Source organism: Edaphobacter sp. HDX4, assembly GCF_036877565.1.
Taxonomy (GTDB): domain Bacteria; phylum Acidobacteriota; class Terriglobia; order Terriglobales; family Acidobacteriaceae; genus Edaphobacter.
Map to the genome: position 1 here is coordinate 157,125 of NZ_JAEDXW010000007.1, position 23,478 is coordinate 180,602.

Sequence of the window (23,478 nt, forward strand, 5' to 3'; positions counted from 1 at the left end):
TTCAGGTCTCCAGGCGAGCCTGCAACTGTTCCAGAGTGGCGCCTTTGGTCTCCGGATAGATGAACAAGACGACCACGAATTGAAGCGCCGTCATTGCCGCAAAAAAGTAAAACGGCGCGCTCCGTGAAAACTGCGCGACAGCCAGTGGAAATAACGCTGCAATGAAGGCATCGCTCACCCAGTGTGCACTGGCCCCAAGACTCTGGCCCTTCGACCGTACACGTGTCGGGAAGATCTCCGAGATGTACACCCAAATCACCGCTCCCTGAGACATCGAGAACAGGCAGATAAAGGTGACAAGCAGCCACACCACTCTCCCCTGATTGACTCCGGAACGAAAGATCATCGCCGTAAACAGAAGGCAGAAGAACGTTCCCGCCGCTCCGATCAGCAGCAGTAATTTGCGGCCAATCTTATCGATCAGCGACATTCCTATCGCCGTACCTACAAGATTTGCGAGTCCGATATAGATAGACTGTGAAAACGTTGAAAGGCGATTCAGTCCCGCCGCAGCGAAGGTGTCGTTCGCATAGTACAGGATCGCATTGATCCCGGAAAACTGATTGAATAATCCGATCGTGATTGCCAGAAAAATAGGAAGCCTGAGGGATCTCTGAAACAGCGGTTCCGCTTTCTCCAGATGCTCACTATGCAGAGAGGCGCGAATGTCCCCCAGTTCTCTCTGTGGATCTTCGGCCCCCATCATTCGCAGCACCGAAAGCGCGTCCTCTAGGCTGTTCTGTGTAATCAGAAAGCGCGAGCTCTGCGGAATTGTATAAAGCAGGACGAAAAACAGAAGCGCAGGAACAACTGCAACTCCAAGCTGCCAGCGCCATTCCGCCAGGCCCAGTCCCCTCGACGCAATCCACCAGTTCGAAACATACGCGAACAGGATGCCGAGAACGACGTTTACCTGGAAAAATCCCACCAGGCGGCCACGCCATTTGGCAGGAGCAAGCTCCGCAATATAAACGGGCCCCAACACCGAGGAGCCTCCAATCCCAAGGCCGCCTATGAGACGGAAAATCATCAACGATGGCCAGTTCCAGGCAAATGCGCATCCAATCGCTGAAATGACGTACAGTGCGCCCATGATGCGAAGAGCGTTCCGGCCGCCAATCCTCTGTCCCAGAGGACCAGCAAAGATACATCCGATAACAGTTCCCCATAGGGCGATGGAAACGGTGAGTCCCAACGTCTTAGGGGTCAGGTGAAAGACTCGGGTCAGCTGCCCTGTCGTACCTGCGATCACGACAGTGTCGAAACCGAAGAGTAAGCCCCCTAAAGCCCCCACGACTGTACTGCGGAATAGGCTGGATGTCATGCGCATGGAAGTTCCAATTCTCGGATTCAATGAAGCATTTCTGATTTCCGGTCACCACATCTTTCTAATCGGGATTGTCAGCCAATTTACATCACACCGTGGAATCGATTCCAGTAGTTTATTTAGATTGCTTCATGTGTGCAGGATGTGGGCTAGTTCCAGGTCCCATCACCAGAACAGCTGATCCAGCTTGGCAGGCGGTGGTCCGTTAGGGTGCGGGCGGCCGTAAACGGCTCTACTAGAGGTGCAGGCACCGGGAAGCCTAGGAGCAACGCATTGAAGAGCATGTTGGTGAATGTGTCAACGTAAATCACATACCCGGGGCGGTCCAGGCTCTGAAGCACCGTCACCGGTCGTCCAGAATAATGGTACTCGGCGTCATAATTAGTCTTCGATGATCCACGAGTCGTCCGTCGCCGGATTTCATTCTTTCGTCCTGGGAATCTTGATGAAGAGGTTCGGACGATTCCCTTTCTTGTGCAATGTAGTCGCTGCGGCTACCCATCTCTCGGTGTCATTAAGCGAGAAGAAAGGACAGCTCGAGAAAAAAACATCATTTGCCTGCCGTACGCTCGTGGACTGATGCGAAGAGGTCGGCAGCCTGAGTCAGATCCTGCAGAGCCCGTTCAAAGAACAACTCTTCGCCTGAAAGGGCCTTAACAGGAGACGGTCAATCTGCGCGCTTTCACTGTTCCGATCGCAGCATTGTCGATATGTACAAAATACGACACTCCCTCCCGTTACCATCACGGGATTCTCTTGTCTCCTCACCATATTTGCCTCTGCCTCACGGGGGTAATGACGCGCATTAGCGGCAGCCCCGGCGTGTACAACTTGGTCGATGATGATCCTTCGCCTCACGCTGTATGGGTGCCGGCTTTCGCGAAATTCGTGGCCGCTCCGGTGCCCCCGCCGATGAGCGAAGCAGAAGCGAAGGCGATTGCAGGACAAGATCTTGTGTCTTATGCGACGAGATTGAGTCGGGCTTGGAATGCAAAGGCGAAGCGGGTTCTCGGGTGGAAACCGCGACGATTGGAGTAGTTGGAAGCGCAAGTAACTGTGACAAGTCGCCGTTCATCATAGCTGCGCTAGTCACGGAAAGTCCGCAGAAAGAGCCGACCTGATGACTGTACCTGAATTTGTACCCGAATTTGCGCCTTTCCGCAGTCGATGACTGCTACGCACGGTTAGCAAAGCAGTTGTCAATATTCCATTCAAAGTAGCGCACACCGTCTTGCGTTACGCATCATCATGAATGAGTGCGTTGGCAATAATGTGCTCATTCAGAACTCAAGCGCGCAAGTTGCAGCATCTTAGGCCCGTTTCTGGCTCCTAGCGTGACTGGGCGATCTCTGCGGCATGAGGCTTTTCAGAATTCTTGAGCAGACGTACTTTATATCCAGATGCTCATTTCAGAGCGTTGACCGATCGCAAGGCAGAAGAGAGGTTCCACATCGCAATGAAGCGAATTGCAGCGAAGATGTTGGCGACGCCATCGGGCCTTCTCGCGGACCCGATCGTCACCATCGAGGGGGCGCACATCCTCGAAATCAGCACGCGGTCTGCACGGGCGATTGCGCACCTCGACCATGACTTCCCCTATGCAACCATTACAGCTGGTTTCCTTGACGTCCACTTCCACGGTATCGCTGGACAGGATGTGATGAATGCTTCTTCCGATGGTTTCCAAGAGATTGCTCAACATCTGGCGCGCGCGGGCGTGAGCAGGTTTCTTCCCACCACCGTCACGGCATCGCTTGATACCACGGTGTCATCACTGCAGCGGATGGCGGAATACGTCGAAACGGTCCCACTCGAAGGAACGTCACAAGCCGTGGGCATCCACATTGAAGGGCCCTTCCTGTCGCACGAAAAGCGCGGCATGCATCCTGCCGAACACCTGCGATTGCCGTCACCGGAGCTTCTGGACCAACTTTGGGAAGCTGCGCGTGGCCACATTCGTCTGATGACGATTGCACCTGAGCTACCCGGAGCTTTAGCGACAATCAGGCACGCAACAGCTCTGGGCATTCGTTGCTCGATGGGACATTCGATGGCTACGCAAGCGGAAGCGATCGCGGGCATGCAGAACGGTGTCGCCTCTGCCACCCACACGTTCAACGCAATGCGCGCCTATGATCATCGTGACCCCGGTATTCTCGGGGTAGTTCTCGATCGAGACGACTTATACGCCGATCTAATTTGCGATGGCTTTCACGTTGCGCCTGAGGCGGTTCGTCTGTGGCTAAAGATGAAAGGACCAGAGCGCGCTATTTTAATTACGGATTGTCTGTCGGCTGCGGAGAGACCAGACGGTACCTACATGACGGGGGACACCATCGTCCACGTGGAGGGAGACGCCTGCCGAACGGATACAGGAGTGCTGGCGGGCAGCGTTATTACTCTTGATCGCGCCGTCGCCAACTTGCAGAAGATTGCTTGCGCGGAGGTGCATTCCGCTGCTCGGCTGGCGTCCGTGAACCCAGCGAGAATGCTTGGTTTGCCAGAGCTTATGGAACCAGGCGCGCTTGCAGATTTCAACATCTACGATGCAGACGGAATCAGGCGACACTGTTTTATCCGTGGGTTATTGATCGAATAAGGTACTGCCATGACGATGTCTACTGTCGCAACCAGGGCTATGCACTCGTTCAGGCCTCCCCGAGTGCCTTGGCGATTTATCACCAATTAAGCACAATCACACCATCCGTCACTCGTCCGAGTAGCCCGTTTTACGGACAAGTGATCAAGTTGCCGCTCATCTGAAGTATTGCGGGTTGACAGAAGACTTGCACTTCTATCTACTTTGGGTCCCTAACTGGTGAAAACAAATGCCGGATTGCTAATCGTCGCACCCTCTTACAAGCTTTTGGGATCGCCTCCATCACCTCCTTACTACCTGCCGAGCCTGTACCAGCGGGCAAAGTAGCTGTGGTGAAGCCGGGCGAGAATCGTTTCGACTATGCCGTTGCCGAATTGAAAAAAAGTGCAGGCTGCAAGGTAACCAAAGAAGACAGCCTTGGTGCGTGTTCAATCTTTGAACTCGTCAACCCGCCCAAGGGAGGGCCGCCACGTCATATTCATCATCGCGAAGACGAGTGGTATTACGTTCTGTCGAGCGAATTCCTTTTTGAGGTGGGCAACGTAAAATACACGCTTCCAGTCGGCGGCAGTATCTGCGCACCACGCGACATTCCCCACGTCTTGGCAAACGTGGGCACAACCGAGGGAAGAATAATTTTGATGTGCATACCCCGGATTCGAGAACTTCTTCGACGAGAGTGCAAAGGGACTCATGGACAAGATGAGCGCCGCAGATATGAATGCGATTGTGACTAAATATGGAATGGAGATGTTAGGTCCTCCTTTGTTTCCTCCCGCCCCATGAAGTTTGGCAAATCTTCGGCTGTGAAAGAGACCAGTTACACACCTTGGACGAAAGCCGGCCATATCGGACACTTGATGGGCGACCGTCCAGAATGCCGGTTCTCCCGTCAAATGAGCGGACGTGGGGAAAGCATTTCACGCAATAAAACTGGAACGTCAACAACACAACCCCGTGCCGGAGTAGCGCGTGGCGGGATTCGTTCGTAACCGTCATCGTGTTCCCCAGCAGGACTGCACATCAGAACTCCGGCTGCTGAAATTCTGCAATCATTTCCGTAATCTGTTTCGACTGATCATTTGGCCGATGCATCTTCGCCATCTGCATCGCTTCCGCAAACGCCTGCTGGGCCTCCTGCTCGCGGTGCACTCTCTTCAGAGTGCCGCCTAGTTGTGCTTTCAATCTCGCGCTGTCAGGAACAAGCGCCACCGCTGTCCGTGCCTCCTCAACCGCACGCTCGGCCATGCCCTGCCGCAGCAGCATCGGTATCTGGCTCACATGGCTCTGCGCCGCCGCAAGCGTCACGTCATAATTCCCGCGATAGACCAGAACCGCGCTCGCAATCATCTCCTCCGGTTTGCCTTCCTGGAACTGCCTGTATGGATTCAGATCACCCTCACCCCACAGCATGTCGGAGGCATCCTGCGCGCCCACCAGCACCACTCCTGAGATATGTGTTGGGATCACCGCCTGCGGCACTCCTGCCATCAGGGCCAGCCCTGTGGGAAGAGGCCTGCGAGGAACTCCCGCCGGGGCCAGATCGTCGTTCACGCCTGCGTACGCAATCCAGCAGTCCGTAATCTGATGAGCGGCAAGATAAGCACTCACCTGCTTCAGTGTCTGCGCCCAGTCAACGTTCGAGTCCGCAAGATACCGATGCGACTTGTCTGGTCCGCCGAACGCCTCGTTGGCATATGGAATGTAATTGGGATAAGTACGCAGCGACGAGACCATCTGGAACAGCAGCGCCGCCGCAACGGCATAAATCGCTACCTTCGATGACTTTGCAATCGCCCACGCGCATGCACCTGCCAGTACCGCCGCGAACGGGTATACGGGCAACACATGACGAACCCCGATATTCAGATCCGATGTCATGCTCGCGCCCAGAAAGACCAGCATCCCTGCACCCAGAAAGACCAGCTCACGCCGGTACGGCAGCAGGCCCCGCAAAAACAGGACCGGCGCCAGCAGCGTCAGTAACAGCAGCGTCAGGCTGCTCTTGATCAGCAACGCGGCCGGAAAATACATCCATGAGCCTCGAGGGTATAGCCTCCCGAACAAGAATCCCGACACATGCGTCACAACCCGCAGGCAGCTTGGTCCAGCCATACAAGTACGCTTCCGGCAGGAGGTGCCATTGCGCCAGGTGCACCACCACCCAGGTCTGCGTCTTACCCGGCATCATGTGTACAAACAGAGCAAGTGGAGGCATCATGACCAGCCCGGCTGGGCGCGCCGCATAACGAAACCCGTAGAAGCCCCACAGAATCACATACCCGATCGCCGCACCCGCACAGATCGCGCCTGCGAGCCGTAAGGCGCGCCTCGTGTTCCAAACGGGAATCAGCTCCTGTCGCCGCGCACACCACCACGATGGGCAGGATTAGCACCCCGCTCAGTTTCGTCACCAGGGTGAGCCCCACCGTAACGCCAAACACCAGCAGGCGTGTAACGCCCGGCTGCTTCACATACCGGTAAAATGCATACACTGTAGCGCACAAACACGCAGCCACCCCCATGTCCGTCGTCACCAGCGCTCCGTGCGCCAGCACCGTCGGCTCAAACGTAAACAGCGCTAACGCCAGCAGCGCCGCCTCTGGCCCAAACATCTCGTACCCCATGGCAAATACCAGCACACCCAGCAGCAGCGTGAAGACGCACGCGGCTGTCCGGCTGCGGTTCAGCAGCAGGTTCATGTTGTTCGCCTGCAACAGCTCTGCGCCACCCGCATACTCTTCCACGATGAAGAACGGGTTTGGCGGATGCGGCTGCTTCAGATTCATTCCCAGCAGCGGTAGGGCGGCCACCAGCTTTACCAGCGGCGGATGCTCCGGGTTGACCCCGAAATCCCGCGCACGCCAGTGCTGGTAACCGGCATAAAGGTGCGCGCCCTCATCCAGCGTGAGCGACATCTGCCGGGACGACAGCAACAGCTCGGCTGTCAGAACCGCCAGAAGACACGCCGAGCCCAGCAGAATGACCAGTCTGTATCGAAAAGGAACAGTTGCGTCGATAGCTTTCATAGCACCTCCGGAATAAAGGTGGCCCGCTAGACTGTTCTTGATGTGTAGGAAAGGTATACCCCTCACCAACTCCCGTCGACAGAATTATTGCAAGGCAGTTTCCCCATGTCCGAATAGTCGCCATCTCGGACAAGTGGATTCTCAACTGGCGACTCCAGGGCAACGCACTCATCGAAGAATCCACTGATGATACGTATTCACAACCATCGGAGCAGCTGGTTACCGAACGGTTTGCCACTGAACTAGGCCTAGTGACTGTCTGGAATCCACAGCCAATTCCCTTCCCGCTCCCTACCGTCTCAATCGATTGTTGTCATGGCGCGCGGACCAATTATCCGCTGCGTATTCCGTAATCGAGCGTAAAACAGGGTAACTATGGTTAGCTTGCTGCCGAACATTGAGCGGGAAATATCCCAAACTATTGAAAACAAGAAGGATGCGTTCTGTACCTGACTCCGTACCCGAACTCTGCGGGACGTTCAGCTTAGACGCTCGCAAGCCTATTAAATGAATAGGATAGATGGTGCCGGGAGGGGGAATCGAACCCCCATGGAATTGCTTCCGACGGATTTTGAGTCCCTACCGCTCATTTCCTACGCATTGAAAATGCAGTATTTACAGCGACTTAGCGGACTTATCGATGCGGTTCCATGCGGTTCTGTCAGGGGCACTTCTGGATGTTTGGGCACAGTTTGGGCACAGTTGAATCATCGGGATCGGCGGGTGCCAGATCGACAGTTCCCCTGGACTTGTGTGATCGTTCAAGCTCATCTCTGCTGGAATGGGAATTCGGACCACCGTCGATGTAGGCGTGTCCTAAATCACCGCATTCAATATGGTCCACTCTTAGAAATTTCTACTCAGAGATTTTCGCATCTTGACATAGACTTGTCTCCCTGATTTACTTTGCACTGTAAAGTGATTTGCTCATGAATGATCTCTATAAAGCACTTGGCGACATCAGCAGCATTCGCAAACAGATGGCCAATACCACGGAGTTTCGTGGTTATGGTCCGGCGACACTCGCGACGACTGGTATGTTCGCGATTCTAGCTGCGGGAGCCCAGGCGCATTGGGTGCGAGATCCGGGCAGTCACATTTCCGCATACCTGGGCATCTGGATCTCGACGGCCGTTTTGTCCACTTTCTTGACTGGAGTGCAGATGTACACGCGCACGCGCCGTATACATTCCGGTCTATCAAATGAAATGCTTGGAATGGCGGTTGAGCAATTTTTGCCATCGGTGGGCGCAGGCCTACTCGTAACGATTGTGCTCCTGCGTTACGTTCGATTCGCGACGTGGATGCTCCCAGGAATGTGGCAGGTCATTTTTGGGCTTGGAGTATTTTCATCGTGCCGCTTCTTACCGCGACCGATGATTGCAGCAGGTGCATGGTATCTAATGACGGGGCTGAGTTGTCTCGCAATGGGGGGCAACCGGGCGCTTTCTCCATGGACCATGGGAATTTCCTACGGGGCAGGTCAGTTGCTAGTCGCGGCAATTCTTTTATTCACCGCGACGGAGAATGAAGATGAAGCCTAAATCTCCATCCAGCGAAGGTCGCTTTGCTTATGAGGGGCTGGATCGGGTGATCCACGAACGCGCTCGCCTCAGCATACTGACTTCCCTGATCACCAATCCCAAGGGGCTGACATTCAACGATCTCAAGCAGCTATGCGCTCTCACGGATGGAAATCTAAGCCGGCATTTGAGCGTGCTGGAAAAAGGAAAGATGGTCGAGATATTGAAGGGGCATGAGCACAATCGACCGCTTACGGTCTGTCGTATCACCTCATCAGGCCGCAAACGCTATGTTGAATATCTATCCGCTCTTGAGCAGGTGATTCGCGATGCCGCCAAGGAAACGAAAGAAGAACCGTCAGGCAATCCGGTGCGTGGTCTGACTCCATCAAGAGTTTAGTTTTTTTTGCTTTACAGCTTTGCGATGCAAAGTACTTTGCGATAGGGAGATAATTCAGTGAATGACTTTTCAATGTTGCAGTCGGGTCCTCGGGGATTGTTTAGATCGCTATCGATGGGCTTCAAACTCATCATCGTGTGCGCGCTGGCATTGCTGATGGCCATTCCGGCGTTCTTTGTAAGTGGCTTGGTCGATGACAGAACAAAACGGGCCGAAGATGTCGTCAAAGAAATCAGCAGTCACGTAGGAGGTCCGCAGACCTTCCTTGGGCCGACCCTCGCCATACCGTACAGCATCCCACCACAATCTCCGGCTGATTCTACGAAGCATGGTATCTATTTGGTGTTTCCCACACAGGCCTCTGCTGCTCTCAGGACTAAGACAGAAGAACGACATCGTTCGCTTTTCAGGGTACCCGTGTTTCAGGCGGATTTGAAGCTCGATGCGAACTTCGACCTCTCAGGAGTTCCTGCTGCCGCTCCGCAGGGCGCAGAACTTGACTGGAGCCGCGCCGAAATTGTCGTCGGAGTAAGCGACGCACGCGGAGCCCTGGCCGACGCGACATTGACGACAGACGCAAAGACTGTGACGCTTGTGCCGGCGGAGATCGCTGAAAACATCACTCTTGGTGGAGAACAAAACCGACACGTCAAATTGTCTCTATTTGGCGCGAAGGTTGCCAATATCGTAAGGCCTGATACCCAATTCCATACGACATCCACATTGCGATTCTCTGGTGCGGAGCGGATTTCAGTACTTGCCTATGGCAAGACAACCCATCTCACGGCGCAGGGCGATTGGCGAAATCCAGGATTTGATGGAGGAATCCCGCCCGTCAACCGAAACATATCGAACCAGGGCTTTACCGCAGAGTGGTCTGTCCCCTTCATCGCCCGCGGCGTGCGCGCCGAAGGACCAAGCGACTCGATTAATGGGCTCGACACAACGGGGCTAGGCATGTCTTTCATCGAAGTGGCCGATCCTTATCAGTCCGTCAACCGGTCCCTGAAATATGTACTCCTTTTTCTTGGTCTGGTGTTCCTCTCCTATTTCATCTTTGAGGCCACCACCGGCAGACGCGTTCATCCCGCACAGTACATTCTGGTCGGAATAGCCCAGATCATCTTCTACCTGCTCCTCTTGTCCTTCGCCGAAAGGATCGGCTTCGATTACGGCTTTATGCTTGCAGGTACTGCCACAGTGATTCTCCTTTCGGCCAATGCCGGATGGATCTTCTCCAGTCGGTTACAGGGCGTGATAGCAATGGTTATCTTCACGCTGCTGTACACGCTGATCTATCTATTGCTGACCCTCGAAGACAATGCGCTACTGGTTGGCGCGGTTGCCAGTTTTCTAGCAGTAGCAGCTGCCATGTACGTCACGCGCAGAATCGATTGGTACAGTTCTCTTCCCGTAACAGGTCCTCCTGAACAAGCCAAACCGGTGATGCCAGGCCACACAGCATAGAGCAAGGCTCTTACGGGAGGATTCAATGCAGAGTAAACAACGGGAAAGACTGCATGTAGCAATCATCATGGATGGAAATGGCCGATGGGCTCTGCGACGTGGTTTACCCCGCGTCGCAGGGCATCGCGCCGGCGTTGCGACAGTCCGACGTGTTGTGGAGGGCGCACTGGATTTGGGCATTGTTCGCCTAACGCTTTACGCATTCTCTTCCGATAACTGGAGTCGACCGGGCTCCGAAGTTCAGAGCATCTTCTGGCTTCTACGGGCCTTCCTGCGCCTGGAGGCGGAGCGACTGCAGCGACGTGGCGTGCGGCTTAACGTGATCGGGCGACGTGATCGACTCGCGAAAGCAGTGCTGCGGGAAATCGACAGGGCCGAATCAATGACCGCAGCAGGAAGTTGTCTTCATTTGTGCGTTGCTATCGACTACTCGTCACGAGATGCCATTGCGCGTGCGGCGGTTGGAGTGAATGCCTCTCTCCCGAACGAAATATCACGCTCGCCGGATCTATTCCGTCCGCTGCTGACTCAGGCTCTTGGTGCAGAAGGCGGAGAGGTCGATCTGTTGATTCGAACAGGCGGCGAGAAGAGACTTTCGGATTTCCTACTGTGGGAATCGGCTTATGCAGAGCTCCTCTTTACAGATCGGATGTGGCCTGAGTTTGATGAGACCGATCTCGCTGCTGCGCTCGAAGAATTCAATCGGAGGGAAAGACGCTTTGGGGCAGTGCCGACCAATACTGTGGAGTCCGTCACCTCGACTGTATGAGTCACACCAGCTACTCTAGTCAAAATCTATGAAGTCATCTGATCATATCCGCCGCATCCGCTTCTGGCTCTCCATCTTTATCATCGGCTTGTTTCTTAGCGGCGTTACAGCCTTTCCTCTCCAGACGGAGCTTGGCTGGCTCGTGTCCTTCTTTCATTTAAGCTCGCTGCAGCCAATCGCGGAATCCACAGGCCTGCTTCCGTGGCTCGAGCGCGTCAATGAGGGATTGAGTGCAACGAACACCCGCTATCCATTCCTTGCCTATGGAACTGATTGGCTGGCATTTGCTCATCTGGTCATCGCGGTTGTGTTTATTGGTCCCTACATCGACCCTGTTCGTAACAAGTGGATCATCACCTTCGGGCTGATTGCCTGCGCAGGCGTAATCCCTCTTGCCCTCATCGCAGGGCATATCCGCGGTATTCCAGTCGGCTGGCGCCTCATCGATTGCAGTTTCGGAATCTTTGGCGCTGTCCCCCTTCTGTTGTGCAGAAGGCTTACAGCCGAACTCGAAGCGGGTGTTGATACTCCCTTCTCGTTTGCTAAGTCATAGGGTTTTTTCACGACAGCTGACAACGAAGGAATTCATTTGGACCAGATGGTGGGTTTGCGTCTGATGCCTGCGAGGATGTTCATCATATCTGGAACAAAACCAAGAATATCAATATCCTCGAAGTTGAATCAGCGATCAATAGGGACAAGTAATGAGAGTAAGCCACCCAAATGCCAATTAAGGCCTATTACAAGGCGCCCATTCAAAATTTCCTCAGCGACGATGCTGAACGCATTCTCGGAGTCTTAACGACAGAGCATCATCATGCTCTCGAAGAGCAACAGCGTTGGGCCTGGGTTCAGCAGATTTCCATCCTTAAGGCTGCTCTCGCTAATCGTCCAGAAGGACGATTGTTTCTAGAGTTCTACATTCCGAGGATGGGTAAACGAGCTGACGCGGTACTGTTATCGGAAAACATCGTTTTTGTCATTGAGTTCAAAGCAGGCGCAAGCGTGCATCTGGCCTCTGCGTTTGCTCAGGTTGTAGATTATGCCCTAGATCTCAAAAACTTCCATGAAGGCAGCCATACTGTTGCGATCGTCCCAGTGCTGATCTCCACCACCGCTGATTCTCTGCCAGTGCCGAAGCTCCAGTTTGCGAATGATCTCGTTGCATCTCCAGTTGGGACAAACGCGACGGATCTGGGCGCTCTAATCGAACACATTTGCTCTGCACATGTATTTCCAACTCTCGACGTGGACGTATGGATGTCAAAAGGCTACAAACCGACGCCGACTATCGTTGAGGCCGCACAGGTCCTGTACCGCACTCATAACGTGACCGACATTCGGCGAAAGGATGCCGGCGCGAAGAATCTTCAAGAGACGAGCGCTAGCGTAAGTGCCGTCATCGATCGAGCCCGGCAGAATCGCACGAAAGCCATCTGTTTCGTCACTGGAGTACCCGGCTCTGGTAAAACCCTGGCAGGGCTAAATATCGCGACACGGCGTTCCGAAGAGCATCATGACGAACACGCAGTTTTTCTCTCTGGCAATGGACCACTCGTTGATGTGCTCAGGGAAGCACTCGCCCGTGACAAAGCACGACGTGAGGGCGTCTCCAAGAAGACAGCGGAACGCGAGGTACGCAGTTTTATCCAGAATATTCATCACTTTCGTGATCACTACGTCGGCAATGAACATATCCCTGTAGAAAAGGTCGTCGTGTTTGATGAAGCTCAACGCGCCTGGACCCGTGAACAGGCGGCTAGCTTTATGCAGCGCAAGCGAGGGCAGGCCGACTTTGATGTTTCAGAGCCAGAGTTCCTCATCAGTGTGATGGACCGACATCCAGATTGGTGTACGGTTGTGTGCCTTGTAGGAGGCGGCCAGGAGATCAACACCGGAGAGGCCGGCATATCCGAATGGATCAGTGCACTTGAGACTCGGTTTCCAACTTGGGAGGTCCACGTCTCACCGCGGATCGCACTTCCGGAATATGGTTCCGCGAATGATGTAGAGGCGTTCCTCGCATCGCCGCGGGTTTGCTCGGACGAACACCTTCATCTCGCCGTTTCCATGCGATCGTTTCGCGCAGAGGCGCTGTCAGCTTTCGTCGGTCACATTCTCGATGACGATCCGGAAGCTGCAAGGGCTACGTACAAGAGCATAAAAGAAGCCTATCCCATCTACTTGACACGAGATCTTGCGACTGCAAGGGCTTGGCTACGTGGGCAGGCTCGCGGGTCGGAACGCTTTGGGTTAGTGGCATCATCAGGTGCCCAGCGCCTTCGACCCGAAGGTATCCACATCAAAGCAGAGATCGAGCCGGCAAACTGGTTTCTCAATGCCAGCACAGATGTTCGATCGTCATACTATTTAGAAGACGTGGCAAGTGAGTTTGCCGTACAAGGGCTCGAGCTGGATTGGGTCGGCGTATGTTGGGATGGAGATCTTCATCACAAGAATGGGAAATGGGCCTACCAGACCTTCAAGGGCACCAAGTGGCAATCCATCAACGACGATTCCAGGCGACTGTACCTGAAGAACGCATATCGAGTGATTTTGACGCGAGCTCGGCAGGGGATGATCGTCTTCGTTCCAAAGGGAAACACCTCCGATCACACACGACCCCGCTCGTTCTACGATGGAACATTCGATTATCTTCGCTCCTGCGGCATTTCTGCGCTCGACTAGCAAATGATCACAAAACATGGGTGGCGTCGGCTCAGGCGATAGCCCGCTACAAGCTTGGAGCAATGGCTTGAGCCTTCACATGGTTGTGAATACATGAGAAGAATACATTCTTCTCATAACCGGAAACGACCCGCAGCGGAGTCGTCTGTCAAGGCCGTGAGCGCCGCGCTAGCGGTCGGAGCGCAGCGAGGAGCCTTTACAGACGCCGGAGCGAAGGGTATGTCGCCTCATCGGCTGGACTTGTGCCCGGTAAGTGAGCGTCGAGGAATCAGCTTGCGGAATCGTGCCATCCACGATTGGGTGTCCATATCAGGGCTGCGGTGTCGGTTTGGGCTGAGAGGCACGGCAACAGGAATGCGCGGAGAACGGCACCAACTTCGGCAAGCGAAGGGACTTTGTCGCTGGGGTTCAACCGTCCTGCAAATGCCTTCCATTGGAGCATCTTCTGCGCGTCGGTCAAAAACTCATTGGTCAGGGCAAATGGGATCTCATTCGTAAGAGTAGACCCGCGCCTCTGGAATGACACCGTGATTGCACTTCGCAATGAAGCAAGCTGGAAAGTCCACGTATTCGCCATGAAGCAGATGTCATAAAAGTCCTTCATGCGGCTATTACGAATGTCGCGTTCGACCATCGCATGCAGCTTTTCGGCTATTGACGCTTCCCGTGGATAGGCGCGAATGACAGGCACTGACATTTGCAGGAGCACGGGAAAGGCGGCAAGCTCAGGCTCCGGGTAAACGGCGTCACCAAACCCGATGTCAATCTGCAAAGGGATTCGTGCCCCCGCGAGTTCAGCGCGGAACTTGATGCGAATTCCATCATATTCATCATCCTCCTTGATTCTTTCACCTTCAATTGACTTGCTATCAAAGAAAATACCGTCATCTTCCTGCAACTCGGAGATCACACGAATAGCTTGTTCTACGTCGGCAATCTCGGAGGAACCCCATCCAAGCAGGTCCAGGTCCTTTGTCGGTCGATGGGTTGCCCCTGTCCACAGAGTAAAGAGCGTTGCGCCCTTGAGGACAAAACGATCTCTGTAGGACGAATTCCCCAACCGGTACAAGAAGCGTTCAATCGCGAATCTGCCAAGCACCCTTTGATAGTCTTCGCCCTTCTCTTGGGATAGGGAAAGCAATCGAGCGCGGATGGATGCAGCTTGGTTCTTGTTCGGCTCGCGCGTCATATGGCCTCCATATATGGACGGATGACGTTGCTCACGCGGCAAATTTTCGCGTAGCGATAGATATCATTGATGCTGGCCTTTCTTTGAGAAAGGCTATCTCTTAGGGCTTCGATGGCAACGTCGAGGCCAATCTTGTTCCGAAACTTGAAGCAGTCGGCTACGGTTTTTGCAGCGGAATAGACGCGGACGGAAACACCTTCGACACGATGGGTTTCGATTCCTTCAGTAAGCGATGGTTTTGAGAGCCGAACAATCCTCAGCGAATTAGATTCCAGAGCTGGCTTTCTGGCTCCCTTAGCTAGAGCAATCCAAATTGAAACGGGATTCTGGGTCGTGATCTCGTGAAAGGCGAGAGCCGACAGAAGACAGAGGACAGCTCCCGGCACTCGCTTGGCGACTTCGGCATACGAATGGCGCTCTGTTATGGATGCATCCGGCAGCGTGTAGATGCCCCGGCCAGACCGACTGAGTTTCCCTCGCCGGTAGAGACGCAGAAGATATTCACGCGGGATACCAAGAGTCTCAAGATCGCGAGGTCTCACGATCCCGTGCTTACTGACATATCGCATCGTCTTCATCATGTTGTTTGTCATGTTTGCCTGTCTCAAAACGTCATTAGTTGATTATAAAGGATGACGTATTGCAACACGCCTATATGCTCACGTTCATGCCAATCCGTTCTACGAGTTGCTGCGCTGGCTGAGGATCAAACTTCGGTGCAATCGCACCTTCCTCAAGTGCAATCGACTTCGACACGTCTCGATTCAGTTCTTGGCCAAGTGCCTTTGCATCATTGGTGTACATCTGGACATCGTATTGGGCACGGGATACCGATACGTAGGCCATGCGGCTATTGAGCAATCGGCTGTGCGCCTGCTCCGAATCAATATGGATCAGCACTCGATTCGCCGTCTGGCCCTGGCTGCTGTGACTAGTCATGGCATAGCCATAGTCGAGATGTGGATGCTGGTTCGTGTTGAACTCGACCTCGCGGCCTGAATCCATCTTCAGTCTTATGTTGCCGTCGCCGCCGATCATCTCAACTGTCCCCAGCTCACGATTCGCCAGCTTTCGCTCGTGATATGGCGCGGTCATCTGCACCCGGTCGCCCTGGGCGAACGCCCGCTCCGTCTCGCGGTAGACCGTCACGCCCTGCAACCGGCGCGGATCGTAGATGAGCTCCTCGCCGCTCCTCCGCTCAACCGTCACCGTGTTCTCTTTGGCGTCCGCGCGGACGACACGCGTATACTCGCCCGCCTCGATGCCAAGAGGCTTCGAGCCTTTCGAGTACCGGATCACGTCGTCCGGCTCGTAGTTCCGCGCGTGCGCCCGGTCGGCTCCCGTGAGGTCCTGCCGCGCATTAAGCACATGGACACTGTGCTCCTCGGCTTTGACCTGACCGGAGTCCTGCATCACACGATGGATGTGCCGATTGATCTCCCGCCGCGATTCGTTGTCCGGCGAGATGACCAACGTGTTTTCAGGTGAGCGCACATATTCGCCGGCGATCTCTCTGATGCGCTCCTGCCGGTCGGCGATCTCATGCACCCTGCCCTGTTGTTTGAGATTGCCTATGGCCTCGCGCACCTCACCCCGCGCCAGCTGCTCCACGGCTTCCTTCAGAGCCGGGTCTTTTTGACGAATGATCTCATCTAGCCGCGCCGTACGAAGCCCTGCCTCCTGCAACTGCGCGTAGGGCCTGCCCGCTTCGACCGCCTCATGCTGCCGTGTATCACCCACGAAGAGCACACGATCATTCTCCCCGAGCCGCTCGACGAATGTGTGCATCTGCTTGGTGCTCGCCATGCTCGATTCATCGACTATATAGAGCGTTTTTCCGCCCTCGTCGGACCTTTCGTCGCGCGTCAGATGCCGTTGCAGTGTCTCCGTCGCCATGCCCGCTTCGCTGAGTTTCTGCGCCGCCCGCGATGTTGGCGCGAGCCCTTCGACCTTATAGCCCGAGCTAATAGCTGCTTCACGAACGGCGGCTAAGGAAGTTGTCTTCCCAGCTCCGGCTACGCCCTCAAGGGCCATCATCTGATCGCGGCTGGTCAGAACCGTTTCGACCGCTTGACGCTGGCTCAAGCTCAGATGCGGGTGCTGCTCCATTGTCTGCTGCCGCACTTTGCCATCGGCCAATACATCGCGACTACCCTGGCCCGTCTTCATCCGGTCGACCAGCTCGCGCTCATATCCCTGCATCTCGGCGGTCGTGAACGCGCGTCCCGCAAACCCCTCCTTGCGTCGAACCTCGATCAGTTCCCGTGCTTCTACACGCTTCTCGAATTCGGCCTTTATCTCCGGTAAGCGTGACTCACCCATCGTGTGTTTTAGCGCATCGCGAATGAGCGACCGCTCATCCGTCACGGCCTCGCGCTCCATACCGCGTTCTCGTGCGTAGCTCATGCCCTCATGCGCGGCGGTCCTCGATGACTCGGGCATCAGTTCCACACCCGGACGCTGCGCTGCCTCCATGAGAACTCGCTGCGGTTGATCTCCATGAGCGGTTGCCATCGCTCTATGCTGCGCCCGGACCTCATCGCGTGAGAGAGGCTGCTTCGCGTCGCGTGTCCGATGGGCCGCGATCTCCGCGGCCTCTGGGCCAGCATGGCCACGTTCCTCAAGATGTTCCTTGATCTGCTGCCGCCGCGGACTCGACGCCTCCAGGTACTCGCGCGAGTAACCCCTTATCTCCGGCTGCCCATGCTCCCCACGTTCAATCTCGTAGCCCATCCGCTGCAAACTCTCAGCCAGCTCCGATCGGTAGACCGCCGTCGCGTACTGCTGGGTCTTATAGAGTTCCTGCGGCTGAAGAGGGCGTGTGTCTCCATCCGCACTCTCAGTCAAATTGAAGACAACCGCGTGGGTATGAAGCTGGGGCGCCGCGTAGCCGTCCACCGGTCTACTGCTGTCGTGCTCGAACTTGGCGACGGCCCACATAGCCGTCGTTTGGGCAGGAGCGTTCCCACCTATCCGGGCTTGGACGTACCGCTCCATCTCATTGAGCGCGACTTGCACGCTCTCTTGGTGCGCCTTCCTAATCCGGCCATCGCCACCGACAAGTGCGGTAAGTGAGACGGACTTCGGCGCGCTGAACGTAGCATCCCAACCAGCCCGGTGCTCCATCGAACGCACCGCCTCCCCTCGTCCGTTCTCGTACTCCCGCGCAGTCTGATGCCGGACTAGCTGCTCGCCCGTTCCCGGATGCTGGCCCTCGGACAACCGCGCGAACTGCTCCTCATGCACCTCACCGCTTAAGCCCCAACGCTCCGCAAGCTTGCCCTGCCACTCTCCGCGCACACGCTCGCCCTCTGTGTAGTAATTCTCCCGCGCGTTCGCAAACTCCTCCTTGTGGTACGCCTGCGCCTGGCCCGCGCTAATCGGTTTGGATATGGAGACCATTGGTTTCTACTCGAAGTAAATGCCGCGTCCTTCGACTGGTTTCAACTCCATCTGTTTCACCTCTTGCGTTGGGGGCATAGGCTCGCCCACGACCCGCATATACTGTCCCAGCTTCCGCTCGATGAACTTCTCGTGACGGGCCTCTAGCTCCATAAGGAACCCTCATCTCGACCACCAAGTTTCCATGCTTCAGATAGCCATGCAGCGGATCGAGGCCGCTGATCTGCGAGGCCATGACTAACGGTTCACGTGAAACATCCCGCTGCTCGCTTTCCGATTTGCGAGACTGCGGGAACTGCCCATAAGTCCGTGTCTCACGGTAGCGTTCAATCTCAATCTCCCCAATGGCCTTCGAAATCCACTCCGCCGCCATAGGCTCGCTCGTTTTCAGATAGATTCGCGTGGCGGGCTGTGACAGTAGCGCCTCCGAGATAGTTCCGTACAGTGTTTCGATTTGCGCCTTTCCCTGGAAGCCGAGAATCATGGGATTGTTCGATTTCCTGCTTTCCGTGATGGCCGTCTTGAACTGAGGAAGATGCTGCAAACTCGCCAGTTCGTCCAAGACAAACCACGTCTTTCGTTTGGTCGCTGATCCTTCGTCCATCGTTCTCAACACGAGCAAGTCCAGCCATAGGCTGATGAGGGGGCGTAGCCGCTCTCTCACCGTCGGCTTAGAAGTGATGAACACCCATCCCTTGCGCTCCTTCGCCCAATCCGCCGCACTCCAGCGCCGTTCGGTTTCGGTTTCGCGCGGTAGAAGCTTCAAGGCGTCGGCGACCATATTCAACGACCCGAGAACACCTGACCGCTGCGGACCCGCCTGACGGTCGATCATCGCCGCCATCTCTGTTCCTTCCACACGGCGGTCAATCTCTTCTGGGTTGCAGAGCCAGCCTGTAAGCTGCTCTGGAGTGGGTTTCAGATTGAGCAGATGAGCGAAGATTTTCCTCGGTGCTTCGACGAAAAACCTATGCTCTCGACCTTGGTCAGGGAACAACGAAGCAGATAAGGTAAGGGCTTCTGCCGGATGGGGGACCTCCTCGCTCGGTGTCCAGTACGGGCACCTCGCATCCAGGGGATTAAGGATGACGTCGCCACGCTTTGGGTCGTAGAACTGAGGCAGATATTCCATCGCTGGGTCGTACACGATGGCGGTCTCTCCGCGCTCCCATATCTGGCTCAGAGCTTGCCGAACAGTCGCGCTCTTGCCATGTCCCGAATCACCAACGATCAGGAAGTGCATGGCCTCCCTATCACGCGGGATGCGCACCCAGCGGCTCTCATCCTTGCGGAACGTTTTGTCTATCCAACTCTGGTTTTCGTTGATAAGCGCGAGGCCATCTGGCAGGTATGTTGTCAACCCTTTTGAACGGCCCAACTTCGTATTGAACTCAGCCGTTGTAACCAGTTCCGGCCCGCGAAGCCGCCGTCCATGCTTGTAGATTAGAGCTCGCTTCCTATCCTTCGGCGCTGCCAGGATCAGCCCCAGAATCAGGGTGCCTAATGCCCCATACGCTGGATATTTCAGCAAGTCCCACACAGTTTGATCGCCGAATATCCAGTGACCCAAAAAGCTGTGCAACCGAACGTCATTGAAGAATCCAGCATCCCAAACAGGTTTCACGAATCCGTCTTTGATTGCCTCCGCCGTCAGCACGTACGCGTTCGTCCCATCAGGATTCAGAATCGGCTCGACCTCGCCGGCCAAGGCTAGCCGCTGTTGCCCCTTCTTATTCACGATGTCGATCAGCGCGTAGCGCGTCTGGTTCTTCGCCGACATCTTCCCACGCACCCACGTCTTCGCGTACACCGGCAGATAGAACCGCTCGACGAAGCTACAATTCTTGCTGTACTGCCACCATATTCCGATGCCGAATACGACAACCGCCAGCAGCAACGCTCCATAAGTAGCCAACGGCTTACGGCTCGGCCAGTTCTGGTATCTCTTCCGTCCCCATTCACTCATCTAGGCCCTCGCTTCCACTTCCAATTCAGCAACTGATTTGGAAACCACCTTCCGTCCTGCCGACAGCCGCTCCATTGCACGGCTTGCCTTATCTCCATCTGCGCGCTCGATCAGCTCCTTCATCGCTTCTGTCGTCAACCGTTCGCCCTTCGCTAGCGAGAACAGCAGATTGATCATGATTGTTCGCAGAGCTAGAACCTCCGCCAGCAGAACATCGTCATCTCTGCTTTGTTTAGGCTCCAACAACTCTGCACGCACCCACTCGGAGAGCGTCAATTTCCGCGCTCGCGCTTGGATTTCAAGAGTAGCGAATTCAGCTTCTGTGACTTTTGTTCCTACCGACTTGTTGCGGAGAGGCAGCTTCACCATAAGGGTTACCTTCTAGCGGCATGAATTGCGCTCGACAAAAGAATCAATGAGTTACCGCGCGGTATCGCGACACAGAGTAAAAGGCTCAAGATATTCCCAAACCACGTTGTGCCAACAAGTTCCCGTACGGCAACCAAGGTTCCTCTACAGCACCCAATCTGGGGTGGTGTGTCCTTCTACTTCCGGTGCGAAGCACCGTTCTTCACAACTCGCCATATTCCTGGGTCAGCTTGTCCCATGTGCGGCTGATCTCCGGCGTATTCCAAGCTTTCGTAAACAATCTCTTCAATGCAGACCATTCCTGCGGGGAGAAGCCAAATGTGATGCCGTTGTCTTTCGCCCGGAATGAAGCGTCTATCTCGTCGCCATTCCGGCTGGTGTACGCGAAGAATGTCTCGCTATCCCAATGTTGCAATTCCTGATCGGCTCGAAGTCCGAACAGCATTGCGCGGAATCTTGCAATCATTGGGTAGGGACTGATGGGATACATTGCTCCACGTGTGCCTGGAAAGACTAGAAGGACAGAAAGGTCAGTACCGTCGAGTGTGGAGAACGAAAGCGAGAACTGACCATCGGATACGGGTTCCGATACAGGCGGCAGGTAAGACTTATCCTCGAAATGCTCCTCTCCTGGGTTTCTGGAAGCACGGAGGGGCATCTTGCAAACCCTGAAATGACCTCTGGCAGCAAGACGCCAAAGTGCAGGCCAAAACGGTGCAAGAGCATCGTTCAATGCGGGAGTGTCTGTGATCCGTTCGCCATCGAGGACAGCATAGAGGTTCCGCCCGGCATAGAGCGGCGTGTATGGTTTCTTCGTAGCTGTCTCCACTTTCTGAATGCAGCGTGCAGCAGCTTTCAGAACATCTTCGCTAGTGATCGGCCCAATCTCACCGGCATCTCGGTGATCCAAATTTCCAAGGTAATAATCCTGGTGTCGGAACTCAGACTTTGGAAGCAGTTTATAGACGGCAAGGAATGCTTTGATCACTGCGATATACGAATCCGGCGAGATGTGCGAGTTATTGCCACTGAACCATTCCATGCCCTGATGAACGTAATATGCAACGCAGGTCCATTCGCTTTTCGAGAGTTGAAGTCCTTGGCTGTGCTTCTCCCGAATGCGAGTAAGAGCATCTGTGGGCTTCTGCATTAGCTCGATCAACTCCAGCCGCTCTTCATCAGCCGATTCCAATAGCTGCTTGGCAACTTCGGATGTCGACACCCTGGTACCCGCCTTGACGGACAGAACATCGCGAACCCGCTCCAGACGCTCATGCAATGCATCTGAAATGCGCACAGACAATGTCTTTTGCTGTCTCTCCTGTGCCTTGTCCTCGGAGAAGTCACGTTCACGTACCATGTTCAATCACCAATCTGTCTTTCGTTGATTTGTATGTCATACACGTTGACAGCGTAATTACATCTGCTTTACATTGTCAACATCGGTAAATGGAGTTCTCCTCTATGCGATTTCCGCCCTCCCCGACGCATCAGCATCGTCGCCTTCTCAGAACGAGACAGGCCGCCGACTACCTTTGCATCAGTGAATGGAAGCTGCGACGTTTGGTCCAAGACGGCGGATTACCCTTCGTGCAAGATGGTGAAGGTACCCCCTTCCTCTTTGACCTTCGTGATCTCGACGCCTATATCGACCGGCATAAACGCATTGGCATCGATCTGTTCGCCAGCTAGCCTGTTGGAGGGGATATTCAGATGGCACGTCCTCGGGGAACCGGAAGCCTATATCAGCGGAAAGACAGTGCGGTCTGGTGGATCAAATATCACCGCAATGGAAGATCGTTTCGTGAATCGACGCGCACGGAAGACAAGCGCATAGCGACCCGCATCCTTGGCAAACGACTTGCCGAGATCAGCGCCAACACCTTTGTTGGTCCCACGCATGAACGCATCACCGTAGGTGAATTGGCCGAGGATCTCTTTCGCGATTACCGCATCAATGGACGGAAGACGACAGATGATGTTCAGACTCGCTGGCGCTTGCACATTGAGCCGTTCTTCGGGTCACACCGGGTCGTGGAAGTGACGAGCGATCTGGTGGCGAAGTATGTAGACCATCGCCAAAGTGAAAACGCGTCAAATGCGACCATCAATCGTGAGATGGCTGCGTTGAAGCGGATGTTCCGTATCGGCATGTTCGCCACACCGCCGAAGGTCTTCCGTCTGCCCAAATTTCCCAAACTCACTGAGGACAACATCCGTACCGGATTCCTCGAAGACGCGCAATACAGGAAGCTGATCGCCTATTGCCCCGATCTATGGTTTCAAACGATTGTCGAGATGGGGCGCACCTACGGATGGCGAATCAGCGAGCTCATCAACCTAAAGGTGGGGCAAGTGGATGTTGAAGCAAGGACGATTCGCTTGGAACCCGGCACGACAAAGAACAAAGACGGTAGAGAAGTCAGCATGACCACCACGATCCACAATCTTCTCACTCAAAGCGTCGCCGGACGGTCAGCAGATGAATCAGTCTTTCTCCGACCCGATGGAAAGGCGGTAAGGGATTTCCGCGAGACGTGGGCGAACGCTTGCAAATCGGCAGGAGTTCCCGGACTTCTCTTTCATGATCTGCGACGCACCGCAGCTCGGAATCTGCGTCGTGCCGGAATCGCGGAAGGCGTCATTATGAAGATCGGCGGCTGGCGCACGCGAAGCGTATTCGAGCGCTATGCCATCGTCTCGCAAACCGATATTGAAGACGCCCTCAGAAAACTCGAATCGAATTGATG

General features: G+C 54.9%; 19 protein-coding genes. 10 read left to right on the top strand and 9 right to left on the bottom strand.

Annotated elements, in window-relative coordinates:
- Window position 1 precedes the first annotated feature (1 nt).
- Window positions 2-1,324, bottom strand: a complete 1,323-nt coding sequence (locus JAO29_RS09290) for a sugar porter family MFS transporter (RefSeq protein ID WP_334267926.1) — start codon at window positions 1,322-1,324, stop codon at window positions 2-4.
- Between the two features lie 1,459 nt (window positions 1,325-2,783).
- Here JAO29_RS09290 and nagA point away from each other — a divergent pair.
- Together nagA and JAO29_RS09300 are read left to right on the top strand one after the other, a co-directional pair.
- The gene (nagA, locus tag JAO29_RS09295) at window positions 2,784-3,926 is read left to right on the top strand and encodes an N-acetylglucosamine-6-phosphate deacetylase (RefSeq protein ID WP_334267927.1); all 1,143 of its coding nucleotides are present in this window, start codon (window positions 2,784-2,786) and stop codon (window positions 3,924-3,926) included.
- A 329-nt stretch (window positions 3,927-4,255) separates the two neighbouring features.
- Window positions 4,256-4,663 carry a cupin domain-containing protein gene (locus JAO29_RS09300; RefSeq protein ID WP_334267928.1) on the top strand — a complete coding sequence of 136 codons (408 nt, stop codon included), beginning with the start codon at window positions 4,256-4,258 and terminating at the stop codon, window positions 4,661-4,663.
- 286 nt (window positions 4,664-4,949) lie between these two features.
- Here JAO29_RS09300 and JAO29_RS09305 read toward each other — a convergent pair whose 3' ends face one another.
- Window positions 4,950-5,960 carry a hypothetical protein gene (locus tag JAO29_RS09305; protein WP_334267929.1) on the bottom strand — a complete coding sequence of 337 codons (1,011 nt, stop codon included), beginning with the start codon at window positions 5,958-5,960 and terminating at the stop codon, window positions 4,950-4,952.
- A gap of 143 nt (window positions 5,961-6,103) precedes the next feature.
- A complete protein-coding gene (locus tag JAO29_RS09310) occupies window positions 6,104-6,955 on the bottom strand; it encodes an ArnT family glycosyltransferase (RefSeq protein ID WP_334267930.1) in 852 nt (283 codons plus the stop codon).
- A 929-nt stretch (window positions 6,956-7,884) separates the two neighbouring features.
- Here JAO29_RS09310 and JAO29_RS09315 point away from each other — a divergent pair.
- The 6 genes from JAO29_RS09315 (at window position 7,885) to JAO29_RS09340 (ending at window position 13,802) form a co-directional block, all read left to right on the top strand.
- Complete coding sequence (locus JAO29_RS09315) at window positions 7,885-8,499, top strand: hypothetical protein (protein ID WP_334267931.1); 615 nt, start codon at window positions 7,885-7,887, stop codon at window positions 8,497-8,499.
- Window positions 8,489-8,878 (top strand): transcriptional regulator, encoded by a 390-nt coding sequence (locus JAO29_RS09320; RefSeq protein WP_334267932.1) that lies wholly within the window; start codon window positions 8,489-8,491, stop codon window positions 8,876-8,878. Before JAO29_RS09315 ends, JAO29_RS09320 begins: the two co-directional genes overlap by 11 nt.
- Before the next feature lie 114 nt (window positions 8,879-8,992).
- Window positions 8,993-10,345: a cell envelope integrity protein CreD gene (creD, locus tag JAO29_RS09325; RefSeq protein ID WP_334267933.1), complete on the top strand. Its 1,353-nt coding sequence runs from the start codon at window positions 8,993-8,995 to the stop codon at window positions 10,343-10,345.
- A gap of 25 nt (window positions 10,346-10,370) precedes the next feature.
- Window positions 10,371-11,114: a di-trans,poly-cis-decaprenylcistransferase gene (locus JAO29_RS09330; protein ID WP_334267934.1), complete on the top strand. Its 744-nt coding sequence runs from the start codon at window positions 10,371-10,373 to the stop codon at window positions 11,112-11,114.
- Window positions 11,115-11,142: 28 nt separating this feature from the next.
- Entirely contained in the window at window positions 11,143-11,667 is a 525-nt protein-coding gene (locus JAO29_RS09335) for a hypothetical protein (protein WP_334267935.1), read from the top strand.
- A 170-nt stretch (window positions 11,668-11,837) separates the two neighbouring features.
- Window positions 11,838-13,802: a DUF2075 domain-containing protein gene (locus tag JAO29_RS09340; protein WP_334267936.1), complete on the top strand. Its 1,965-nt coding sequence runs from the start codon at window positions 11,838-11,840 to the stop codon at window positions 13,800-13,802.
- Between the two features lie 268 nt (window positions 13,803-14,070).
- On the opposite strand, the gene JAO29_RS09345 is transcribed toward JAO29_RS09340, so the two are convergent.
- The 6 genes from JAO29_RS09345 to JAO29_RS09370 form a co-directional block, all read right to left on the bottom strand.
- On the bottom strand, window positions 14,071-14,991 hold the full coding sequence (locus JAO29_RS09345) for a nucleotidyl transferase AbiEii/AbiGii toxin family protein (protein ID WP_334267937.1): 921 nt from the start codon (window positions 14,989-14,991) through the stop codon (window positions 14,071-14,073).
- Window positions 14,988-15,584 (bottom strand): type IV toxin-antitoxin system AbiEi family antitoxin domain-containing protein, encoded by a 597-nt coding sequence (locus JAO29_RS09350; RefSeq protein ID WP_334267938.1) that lies wholly within the window; start codon window positions 15,582-15,584, stop codon window positions 14,988-14,990. Before JAO29_RS09350 ends, JAO29_RS09345 begins: the two co-directional genes overlap by 4 nt.
- 58 nt (window positions 15,585-15,642) lie before the next feature.
- Window positions 15,643-18,393, bottom strand: coding sequence for a MobF family relaxase (mobF, locus tag JAO29_RS09355; protein ID WP_334267939.1), 2,751 nt, complete (start codon window positions 18,391-18,393; stop codon window positions 15,643-15,645).
- Window positions 18,368-20,359 carry a type IV secretion system DNA-binding domain-containing protein gene (locus JAO29_RS09360; protein ID WP_334267940.1) on the bottom strand — a complete coding sequence of 664 codons (1,992 nt, stop codon included), beginning with the start codon at window positions 20,357-20,359 and terminating at the stop codon, window positions 18,368-18,370. The genes mobF and JAO29_RS09360 overlap by 26 nt, the downstream gene beginning before the upstream one ends.
- Window positions 20,360-20,728, bottom strand: coding sequence for a hypothetical protein (locus tag JAO29_RS09365; RefSeq protein WP_334267941.1), 369 nt, complete (start codon window positions 20,726-20,728; stop codon window positions 20,360-20,362).
- 202 nt (window positions 20,729-20,930) lie between these two features.
- Complete coding sequence (locus tag JAO29_RS09370) at window positions 20,931-22,088, bottom strand: hypothetical protein (RefSeq protein WP_334267942.1); 1,158 nt, start codon at window positions 22,086-22,088, stop codon at window positions 20,931-20,933.
- A 104-nt stretch (window positions 22,089-22,192) separates the two neighbouring features.
- Between JAO29_RS09370 and JAO29_RS09375 the strand changes: the two genes are divergently transcribed.
- Together JAO29_RS09375 and JAO29_RS09380 are read left to right on the top strand one after the other, a co-directional pair.
- The gene (locus JAO29_RS09375; RefSeq protein ID WP_334267943.1) at window positions 22,193-22,420 is read left to right on the top strand and encodes a helix-turn-helix transcriptional regulator; all 228 of its coding nucleotides are present in this window, start codon (window positions 22,193-22,195) and stop codon (window positions 22,418-22,420) included.
- A 21-nt stretch (window positions 22,421-22,441) separates the two neighbouring features.
- On the top strand, window positions 22,442-23,476 hold the full coding sequence (locus JAO29_RS09380; RefSeq protein WP_334267944.1) for a tyrosine-type recombinase/integrase: 1,035 nt from the start codon (window positions 22,442-22,444) through the stop codon (window positions 23,474-23,476).
- Window positions 23,477-23,478: the final 2 nt, after the last annotated feature.

What these genes read in the sequence shown, in the direction of transcription:
- JAO29_RS09290 (WP_334267926.1), bottom strand. Translation starts at nt 1,324, where the DNA reads ATGACATCCAGCCTATTCCGCAGTACAGTCGTGGGGGCTTTAGGGGGC.
- nagA (WP_334267927.1), top strand. Translation starts at nt 2,784, where the DNA reads ATGAAGCGAATTGCAGCGAAGATGTTGGCGACGCCATCGGGCCTTCTC.
- JAO29_RS09305 (WP_334267929.1), bottom strand. Translation starts at nt 5,960, where the DNA reads ATGTATTTTCCGGCCGCGTTGCTGATCAAGAGCAGCCTGACGCTGCTG.
- JAO29_RS09310 (WP_334267930.1), bottom strand. Translation starts at nt 6,955, where the DNA reads ATGAAAGCTATCGACGCAACTGTTCCTTTTCGATACAGACTGGTCATT.
- JAO29_RS09315 (WP_334267931.1), top strand. Translation starts at nt 7,885, where the DNA reads ATGAATGATCTCTATAAAGCACTTGGCGACATCAGCAGCATTCGCAAA.
- JAO29_RS09320 (WP_334267932.1), top strand. Translation starts at nt 8,489, where the DNA reads ATGAAGCCTAAATCTCCATCCAGCGAAGGTCGCTTTGCTTATGAGGGG.
- creD (WP_334267933.1), top strand. Translation starts at nt 8,993, where the DNA reads ATGGGCTTCAAACTCATCATCGTGTGCGCGCTGGCATTGCTGATGGCC.
- JAO29_RS09330 (WP_334267934.1), top strand. Translation starts at nt 10,371, where the DNA reads ATGCAGAGTAAACAACGGGAAAGACTGCATGTAGCAATCATCATGGAT.
- JAO29_RS09335 (WP_334267935.1), top strand. Translation starts at nt 11,143, where the DNA reads ATGAAGTCATCTGATCATATCCGCCGCATCCGCTTCTGGCTCTCCATC.
- JAO29_RS09340 (WP_334267936.1), top strand. Translation starts at nt 11,838, where the DNA reads ATGCCAATTAAGGCCTATTACAAGGCGCCCATTCAAAATTTCCTCAGC.
- JAO29_RS09345 (WP_334267937.1), bottom strand. Translation starts at nt 14,991, where the DNA reads ATGACGCGCGAGCCGAACAAGAACCAAGCTGCATCCATCCGCGCTCGA.
- JAO29_RS09350 (WP_334267938.1), bottom strand. Translation starts at nt 15,584, where the DNA reads ATGACAAACAACATGATGAAGACGATGCGATATGTCAGTAAGCACGGG.
- mobF (WP_334267939.1), bottom strand. Translation starts at nt 18,393, where the DNA reads ATGGTCTCCATATCCAAACCGATTAGCGCGGGCCAGGCGCAGGCGTAC.
- JAO29_RS09360 (WP_334267940.1), bottom strand. Translation starts at nt 20,359, where the DNA reads ATGAGTGAATGGGGACGGAAGAGATACCAGAACTGGCCGAGCCGTAAG.
- JAO29_RS09365 (WP_334267941.1), bottom strand. Translation starts at nt 20,728, where the DNA reads ATGGTGAAGCTGCCTCTCCGCAACAAGTCGGTAGGAACAAAAGTCACA.
- JAO29_RS09370 (WP_334267942.1), bottom strand. Translation starts at nt 22,088, where the DNA reads ATGGTACGTGAACGTGACTTCTCCGAGGACAAGGCACAGGAGAGACAG.
- JAO29_RS09375 (WP_334267943.1), top strand. Translation starts at nt 22,193, where the DNA reads ATGCGATTTCCGCCCTCCCCGACGCATCAGCATCGTCGCCTTCTCAGA.
- JAO29_RS09380 (WP_334267944.1), top strand. Translation starts at nt 22,442, where the DNA reads ATGGCACGTCCTCGGGGAACCGGAAGCCTATATCAGCGGAAAGACAGT.